The sequence below is a fragment of the Brachyspira innocens ATCC 29796 genome (assembly GCF_000384655.1).
Taxonomy (GTDB): Bacteria; Spirochaetota; Brachyspiria; order Brachyspirales; family Brachyspiraceae; genus Brachyspira; species Brachyspira innocens.
The window spans coordinates 160737-168341 of record NZ_ARQI01000130.1 but is presented as its reverse complement, the minus strand read 5'-3'; the positions used below and the strand labels follow the sequence as shown (position 1 = coordinate 168341).

General features: G+C 22.0%; 6 protein-coding genes and 1 pseudogene. All 7 read left to right on the top strand.

The features are described from left to right. Positions 1-363 (top strand): annotated as a pseudogene (locus tag F811_RS17075) (hypothetical protein); the annotation flags it as partial. Between the two features lie 38 nt (positions 364-401). After that, positions 402-1367, top strand: a complete 966-nt coding sequence (locus tag F811_RS0115220) for a class I SAM-dependent methyltransferase (RefSeq protein WP_020006090.1) — start codon at positions 402-404, stop codon at positions 1365-1367. A gap of 18 nt (positions 1368-1385) precedes the next feature. Then, positions 1386-3335, top strand: a complete 1950-nt coding sequence (locus F811_RS0115215; RefSeq protein WP_020006089.1) for a WavE lipopolysaccharide synthesis family protein — start codon at positions 1386-1388, stop codon at positions 3333-3335. Continuing rightward, positions 3332-4462 carry a WavE lipopolysaccharide synthesis family protein gene (locus F811_RS0115210; protein ID WP_020006088.1) on the top strand — a complete coding sequence of 377 codons (1131 nt, stop codon included), beginning with the start codon at positions 3332-3334 and terminating at the stop codon, positions 4460-4462. The genes F811_RS0115215 and F811_RS0115210 overlap by 4 nt, the downstream gene beginning before the upstream one ends. Beyond that, the gene (locus F811_RS0115205; RefSeq protein WP_020006087.1) at positions 4459-5202 is read left to right on the top strand and encodes a glycosyltransferase family protein; all 744 of its coding nucleotides are present in this window, start codon (positions 4459-4461) and stop codon (positions 5200-5202) included. Before F811_RS0115210 ends, F811_RS0115205 begins: the two co-directional genes overlap by 4 nt. A 1-nt stretch (position 5203) precedes the next feature. Next, positions 5204-6997 carry a hypothetical protein gene (locus F811_RS0115200; protein WP_020006086.1) on the top strand — a complete coding sequence of 598 codons (1794 nt, stop codon included), beginning with the start codon at positions 5204-5206 and terminating at the stop codon, positions 6995-6997. Beyond that, positions 6982-7578 carry an HAD family hydrolase gene (locus tag F811_RS0115195; RefSeq protein ID WP_245555880.1) on the top strand — a complete coding sequence of 199 codons (597 nt, stop codon included), beginning with the start codon at positions 6982-6984 and terminating at the stop codon, positions 7576-7578. Before F811_RS0115200 ends, F811_RS0115195 begins: the two co-directional genes overlap by 16 nt. The last annotated feature ends 27 nt before the right edge of the window (positions 7579-7605 follow it).

Below are 7605 nucleotides of genomic sequence, written 5' to 3'. Positions count from 1 at the left end.
AGTAATTTATTTGTACTTATTCATATGGATAGAACTAATAAAATATATAAATTAGAAAATAGAATATCTACATTGGAGAATAATTCCATAAAAACTATTAATAATAAAATAAATATTTTTACAATACTAGGTAATTTTATATTTTCAATAGAATATTTACAAGATAAAAAAATTACCACATTATTTGGATTTAAAATTACGGTAAAGACCAGACCAGACCAGACCAGACCAGACCAGACCAGACCAGACCAGACCAGACCAGACCAGACCAGACCTAATATATGTAGTGATTACATATGCTTTTATAATAATATGCAATACAAAAAAATACAACATATTTTGCAACATAAAATTGTAGCATAGGTTTATTTTTCCATAATAAAAAATAAGGAGCAATAAAAATGTCAAATTTAATGGAAAAAATATTCTCAATTAAGGAATATCAATACAAAAAAGATATAACATTATTTGGATTTAAAATTACAATAAATAAAGATCCACTTATTAATTTAGATAATATAGATTTATTATATAAACTATTGCTACAAGAACAATATAAATATACGGATAATAATATGTCTTTAGAAGATTATACTAAAATGCAAAAAAACTTTTATGAAAATAAAGATATCCCATCTGAAGTTATAGTTGGTAATTATCAATGGCATGAAAATTATCCATATGAAACATTTCTATTGTATGAATATGGGGATATTAGAAAACCTATTTTTGATGATTTTTCCAATAAAATAGCATTAGATTTTGCATGCGGACCTGGAAGAATGATCAATAGGATGAAGAAAATATTTAAAAAAGTTAATGGATGCGATATTGCTCAAAGATTATTAGATGAAGCAAAACAACTAAATCCTAAATCTGAGTTTTATTTAACTAGTGGTGATAATTTAGGAAATGTTGAAAATGATTATTATGATTTCATTTACTGCACTATATCTATGCATCATATAGCCTGTCATTCTATAAGACAAAATATAGTAAAAAACATACATAAAGCTTTAAAAAAGAATGGAAAAATTACACTACAATTAGCATACAATAAAGATGTCCCATATACAAAAGAAAATAAATTATTTATTAATGATAAGTTAGTGATTGTTAAAGAAAAAATCCCTATGGCAGATTATTTATCTGATGATTCTTCTGCAATGTATACAAATGGGGGATTTGATGTTGGAATAGGATTAAAAGACTTAGATAATTTAAAAAAAGATTTTATAGAAATATTTGGTAATTGTCATATTTGGTTTTCACAAGTTTCGCATTATTATGATGATTTATTATCTGCTCAACATTATAAAGAATGTTGGGCAACAGACTGGATATATATACATTGTGTAAAAGATTAAAATTTAAGTAGAATTAAAATGATAGTAAGAAATATAGATACTAAAGATATATCTGTAGTAGTACAGGGGGCTATAGATAAAAAATACACACCTGATTGTCTAAAAAGTATCAGAAAATATTTACCAGACAGTGAAATAATACTTTCTACTTGGGAAGGAGCTAATATAGATGGTTTAGATTATGATATATTAGTTCTAAATAAAGATCCAGGACCTGATTGTTTAGTTAGAAAATATATTGCTCCACATGTAAATAACGTAAGTAGACAATTAGTTTCTTCTTATAACGGTTTTTGCAAAGCTACTAGAAAATATGGCTTAAAATTGAGATCTGATATGATGATAAAAGGATGCGGGTTTCTAAAATATTATTATAAATTTGGAAATAGTTCCACTCAAAATTCATATTTTAAACAGAGAATACTTTTCAATGAACAGACAGATATAAATTTACCATATGTTCTTGGAGATTGGTGGTGTTTTGGATTAACAATAGACTTAAAAAAATATTACAATATACCTAAATATAATTACAGATTAAATGAAGAATATTTTCTCCAAGATGATAATTACTACAAAAGACCTAAATTTGCAGATATAGTTACTAAATATATAGCAGAACAATGGTTTGTCATTCAGAACATACTAAAGTTTGATAAAGATATTAATTACGAACACTTTTATGATATTAATGATATAAACTTAAATAAAAGTATAAATTTTATAATTAATAATACTATTTTATTAGAAGATTCTTTAAGTAAAATAATATTACCCAAGTATTCAAATGTAAATAATCCTGCTGGTAACCATTATCGTTTGATATTTCTAAAATGGTATAATTTATGTATACAAAATAAAATAAAACTACCTAAGTTAAATACATATAGTAAATTGTATTTAAAAATAAAATATAAATTAATAGATTTACAGTTCAATGACTTTTGGAATCTAAAAAATTATATATATATAGTAAGAAATTATTTCAAATACACAAATATAATAGAATATAAGAATAATTTTGATATACTAAATAAAGATATAACTTTTATTATATATGATGAAAGTAAAGATATTAATATCTACAAAGAATATTTATTACATATAAACCAGCATTTTAGTAAAGCAAAAATAATATTATGCTTAGATAAAGAAATTAATAGTAATGCTCTAAAAGGTCTATATGATAAAATTGTTATAACAAAAAATGATTTTAATTATGAATATGATAAAAAACAATTCTACATCAAAAAAGCATTAGAATTGGTTAATACTAAATATGTTATAAAAACATCATTAGAATGTACTTTTGATCAAAAAATTATAAATATTTATAATGAATATTTAAATAAATTCAATAAATATGATATAAATTACAATATATTTGAACAAAAAGTTTTAATATCTCAGTATATGACTATAGATGCAAGAATTACTCAAGATTTTATAAATCCTTATAGTTTCTCTACAATATTTCAATTCGGACTAACTAATGACATAAAAAAAATGTGGAATGGATATAAAATCTCTGAAAAAGATTTAGATCAAAAAAAATATATAAAATATACAGAAGATCAAATTATAATAAGAAACATACTAGAACAAGCAGAAATATATAAAAATATAATGTTTCCCAAATATAATTCGGATAGCAGTAGAGATGAATATATTTTTGATAGTGAAAAAATATTATCTAATAATTTTATGATTACTGAACAAAACCAAGTAAATATAAAAAATGCTCAAAAATTAAATCTAATTTTTATATCATTCTATAGATATTTAGAAATTTATTTACTAAATGTAGATCCTGCCAACGAAGCTCTATTAAAATTATTAGAACATATTTACAATAAAAATAATCATACTAGCATATATAAAAAATTATTTAATATAGAAAATAAAGAGAATAAAAAAATCATTACATTATTTGGATTTAAAATCACAATAAAAAGGAATAAATCATGATAGTAGGAAATATAAATACAAAAGATATATCAGTAGTAGTACAAGGTGCAATAAATGAAGAATATACACCTAATTGTCTTAAAACTATAAGAAAACATTTACCTGACAGCGAAATAATACTTTCTACTTGGGAAGGTCCTAATATAGATGGTTTAGATTATGATATTATTATTTTTAATCAAAAAATAGAAAATAATCTTATACACAATGAAATTTTAAACATTATAAACAATAGCAATAGGCAAATTATAAGCACACAAAATGGAATAAAAAAGGCTTCTAAAAAATATATTCTCAAATTACGTACTGATAGTTTATTATTAAATAATAATTTCTTAGAATACTTTTATGAATTTCCAAACAGAAATAATAAGTATATAGGTTTTAAAAATAGAATCATAGTACCATCCGTATATTCCAGAGAATATTCTAATGATATAAAACTATGTTTACCTTTTCACACATCAGATTTTTATTTTTTTGGACTTGCTGATGATATTAAAGATTATATATTAAATACAGAACTATTAAAAGATAATGAATTATCTGGTTTTTATTTAAAATACAATAATCTTGCTCCATCTAAAAATTTTAAGTGGAAATATCCAACAGAACAACATATATGTGCATATTGGGTACAAAAAAGATTTAATAATATACTCTTCATGGATTGGTCTGATATAACTTATAAAAGCTATAAAGAGTCATTAAATATATTATATAATAATTTTATATTCTTAGACTTAGAACAAAGCGGTATAACAAATCCTAAACATTCATGGGCTTTTGAAAATTCTGATAAAATATATGGATTAATTACATATGAAAGATTTCTGCAGCGATATGATGAATTATGTTCTAATAATCAGGACAAAGAAGAAAATAATTATGATGAACAAGCTTTTTATATGAATAATATAATAGGGTATATAGACTTTCAAACTAACAACATTCATAATAATATTAATAATCAAATGAATAATATAATAAACAATTATTTAATTAATAATAGAAAAAACATATTTAATATATTAGGCGATTTTCTATTTTCAATAGAATCTTTACAAGATAAAAAAATTATTACATTATTTGGATTTAAAATTACAATAAAAAAGGTAAAAAAATGAATACTAAATTAAATATTATTATACCTATGGCTGGGAAAGGAACAAGGTTTTATAATCTTGGGTATAAAGTCCCAAAACCTTTAATAGAAATAAAAGGTTTTCCTTTTTTCTATTATTCTGCAAAAAGTTTTACTAAATATTATAAATATGAAAAACTAATATTTATAGGATTAAAAGAACATAACATAGATGAATTATTAGTTAATAGAATAAAGTATTTTTTTCCAGATGCTATCATTAAATTATTAGATGAAACACCTCCTGGAGCTGTGTTAACTTCAAGAGAAGCTATAGAACTAATAGACAATGATTTTCCCGTAGTTTTTAATGATTGCGACCATTGTTTTTATAGTGAAGAATTTAGATTAAATCAGGATAATTTAAATATATATGATGGCTTCTTACTTACTTTTAAATCCAATAAAGATTGCTACAGTTATTGTGTAAAAGACACACATAATAAGGTTATAGGAACTAGAGAAAAAGAGGTTATTAGTAATGATGCTATAGCTGGAGCTTACGGATTTAAAAATATATCTCTTTTTAAAAAAGTTAGTGACGAATATTTAACTAAATGTACATATAATGAATTTTTTACAAGCGGGTTATACAATATTCCTCCACTTTTAAATGGTAATGTTATTAATTATGAAGCAGACTTCAATTTATCTTTTGGTACTGTAGATGAATTTTTAAAGGTTAAAGATAGCGATATTTTTTCTATATTTACTGGAGTATAATATGCTATTTACTATATCAATATTCATTTATATTTTATCTCTTATAATTAGAACTTTTAGAAGTATTTATATATTGTCTGATTATGTTCATAAACCTGCTAAATATTATTTAAGAAGTTTATGGATTGCTGATATACTTGGATTATTACTTCCACATTTTATATCAAATATAATTAGAGTATCTGTTTTTTCTAAATATACTAAAACATCATTCAGAATGAGCTTTGGACTTTATTTTATAGAATTATTTTTTGATTTATTAATATCGATAATAATTTTATACATATTAAAAATACAAAATATTTATACAATTATCATATTTTTAATATTACTATTAGTAATATTATTTATAAATTCTAGTATTTTAAAAAAAATATATTATTTATTATCTTCATTATTTAATGATTCTATAAAATCTGTTTTGTTAGGACTATATTGGTCACTATTTAGAATAAGAAATAATATATTTAAAATAAAGAAAAAACTAATAATATTCATACTACTAAGTATAGTATTTAATATAACATTATTATTTTCTATATTTATATTTTCTAAATATTTAAATGATGATACTATTATCAAAACACTTTTTTCACAGTTTAATTTAATAATTCCTTCTAATATCACAGAACTAAATAGTTTATTAAAAAATAATAATACAATATATAGTATATTATATATATTAATACCTAATATAATAGTAACAATTTTATCTTTTATTCCTTTTAATGAAAGAAATAAAAATTATCAATTAAAAATTATACCTTATGTATCACAAGATAGTTCTTTACATTTTTTTGATTATTACTTCAATAATAAATATACAATAAATGATGAAATATATTATAATATAATAAACAATTCATATGTTATAAAAGATATGAGTGCTGCTAGTGAAGCGAAAACATTTTTAATAGAAAATAATGGTATTCTATTAGTACGTAAAGTTGCTATTGGCAATGCAGCTATAAAACTAAAAACACAATTTGAATGGCTATGTAAAAATAATAAATTATCTTTACCAAAAATAATAGATAACATAGAAAAAGAAAATTTATTCTCATATGATATGGAATATTTTGGTAATGCCGAAACACTTTTTACTAATACTCATTATTTAACATTAGAGCAGTCTTGGACAATAATAAAAAATATTTTATCAGATTTAAATGATACATATATAACATACGATGATACTAAGACATATAATACTAAATTCTTTGAAAATTATATAAAGAATAATATAAATATTTCAATAACTAATTCTGAAATAAATAAATTTTTAGAATATAATGAAATAATTGTTAATGATGAAATAGTCCCTAATATACTAAATATGTCTCAAGCACTAGAAAAATATATTATGGAATTAAATTATGATATAAAATATATTCATGGAGATCTTACTATGGAAAATATTTTAGTAGACTCTAATGTAAATTATATTATAATAGATCCATCTCCAATGTATAATAATATATTTTCAGAATATGCAAAACTCTTTCAATCTTTACATGGTAAATATGAATATTTAAAAAAATCAAAGAACTGGAATATAGATAGAAATCATATAAAATACGCAGACTATTCAACTAAAAAATATGAAGATCTTTTTATTAATTTAAAAAATTACATAACAGAAAAACATGGAATTGATGGTCTAAAAGCTACTTATTTCTATGAAGGAATATGTCATTTAAGAACATTAAGTTATATGACTAGATTAAAAAATGAAAATGCAATATTAATGCTAGCTTTATCAGGAAAGGCATTAAATAAATGGAGAGAATTATGACAGATATAAAACTTTTAATATTTGATTTAGATGGTACAATTATAGATAGTGAGGAAGCCAACTACAAGGCATATAAAAATGCTCTTGCTGAGGTAGATGTTGAACTAAGCAAAGATTTTTTTATCAAAAATTGTTTTAATGGACAGCATTACAAAGATTTTTTACCTTTACTAATGCCTAATGCTTCTGATGAGGAAATAGAAAAAGTACATGATAGGAAACAAGAAATATATATCAGTAATATGAAAAATATTTCTGTTAATCCTATTATAAAGGATATTATTATAGAATTTAAAAATAAAAAGAAACTTGCATTAGCAACTACAGCAGGTGCCATAGCTGTACAAAATGTGTTAAGAACTATTCAATTAGAAAATGCATTTGATTTAATACTTACAGGTAATGATGTCAAAAATAAGAAACCAAATCCAGAGGTTTTTATTAAATGCTTAGAACATTTTAATATAGAACCTTACCAAACAGTAATATTTGAAGATAGTGATATTGGTCTAGAAGCAGCTAATAAAACAGGAGCATGGATTATTAAAGTAGAAAAATGGTCAAATTCCATAATTAATTAATAAAAAAATTGAAAAACTATTAAAATT